This window comes from Candidatus Paracaedibacter symbiosus, from assembly GCF_000757605.1.
Taxonomy (GTDB): domain Bacteria; phylum Pseudomonadota; class Alphaproteobacteria; order Paracaedibacterales; family Paracaedibacteraceae; genus Paracaedibacter_A; species Paracaedibacter_A symbiosus.
Genome location: NZ_JQAK01000017.1, coordinates 4046 through 5447, shown reverse-complemented (window position 1 = coordinate 5447; position 1402 = coordinate 4046). Strand labels below are relative to the sequence as shown.

Genomic DNA, 1402 nt, shown 5'->3' with positions numbered 1-1402 from the left:
AAAATTGAAACTTAAGGTGCATCAAATATTAGATGATATTTTTTGTTAAAATAGAAATTGGTGGGGGTGACTGAGAGTCTTTAAGCCTTCCCTGTTTAATCTTCTCTTAGTTCTTCTATTTGGGTATTTATTATTTCTTTTTATTCTCCCTAAAGCTCCCTCCCCTATGAGCTTACTAGAACTGTATTTCTGAAGACTATGGCAGCCCCCTGCTGCCCTTACTAAATGTAGTATATAAGAATCATTTTAAAAATATCAAGTAAAAAGTTATTGATTTCATTATGTTTTATCTCATTTCTTGCGATAAAAGTCTTATATCTCATTTTTTAAACTATTAATGTATCGTTAATCAATTAGTAAGGTATTGTTAAGATTATATTAATAGTTTTTTAATAAATTCATGGTTGAATTCCTCAGGGTTTATATACTCATCAAAAGTAAATTTATCCCTAATCTCAGCATGGAACTCTTTATCCTTAAAAATAGCAAACATTACATTGTTCTCTTTTTTCCTTCATCCTATCTCTCAAACAGTAAAGCTAAGATAATTAATTTTTGTGCTATTAATCTCTTCTAAAGCTCTTTGAATTTCTTTCTCATACTTTTTTTGGAGATAATCTTTATAAAATCTGCTTGAGGCTTTAAGCTCAGCTATATATTCATTGGAATTATTGTTTCCTAGATAAGTTAAGTCTAACTCTTGGAAATATTTAGCGGTATTGCCCCCTACCCTTTCAGTTAAAAGCAAGCATGCTTTAATCCATAAAGGATGTCTTGGAAGTTCTAAGAATTCTTGCCTAGTTTCCTGAATAACTCTCTCAGCTTCTTTTTGTTGTTGGTCTTTGCTTAAAACAACTTCTCGATCCCCCAGGGTAAAATCCCCTGCCTGAATTCTTTCAAAGCTTTCATGCTGGATGGCCCATGAGAGCTTAGCCTTAAAATTTGTATTCTTCTTCTCTCCCATTAGGAACTTGGAAGAAGCAATTTGGCGGCAGTACGTCCGCCAAAGGTCAAAGGAACTTTCAAAGGTTCTCTTGAAAGCGTTGTTCAGATTTGTGATGAGAGTATTTGAAAGAAAGCTAACATCTAACCATCCAATTTCTTCCATCCAAATATTTTTCATTTCATTTGCAACCTTCTCCTTCTCAACATTTTGTAATGAGAGAGAGGTTGGATAGAGAGAAGAAGATGAAGTACTTTCTGTAAAATCATTATTCTTCCCCCCCTATAGTCCCCCCATAGGAATGGCTGTTTGTGTCGTTACTGGAACGGTTGCTCAAAAGCACCTCTTCCCCCTTCCCTTTAGCAACTCTCTTAGGACTAAGCTTAGAATTTTCCTCTTTTTGGGCCTTATTCTCAAGGTTCAGAGGCTTATTAGCTGATTTCTTTTCTGCTAATGCTT

General features: G+C 34.5%; 2 protein-coding genes. Both read right to left on the bottom strand.

The window, feature by feature from the left end; all coding sequences use genetic code 11:
* Positions 1-526: 526 nt before the first annotated feature.
* Positions 527-1123 carry a hypothetical protein gene (locus IG80_RS0111655; protein WP_032114199.1) on the bottom strand — a complete coding sequence of 199 codons (597 nt, stop codon included), beginning with the start codon at positions 1121-1123 and terminating at the stop codon, positions 527-529.
* A gap of 88 nt (positions 1124-1211) precedes the next feature.
* A partial coding sequence (locus tag IG80_RS16390; protein ID WP_032114198.1) for a hypothetical protein occupies positions 1212-1402 on the bottom strand: 191 nt, incomplete at its 5' end.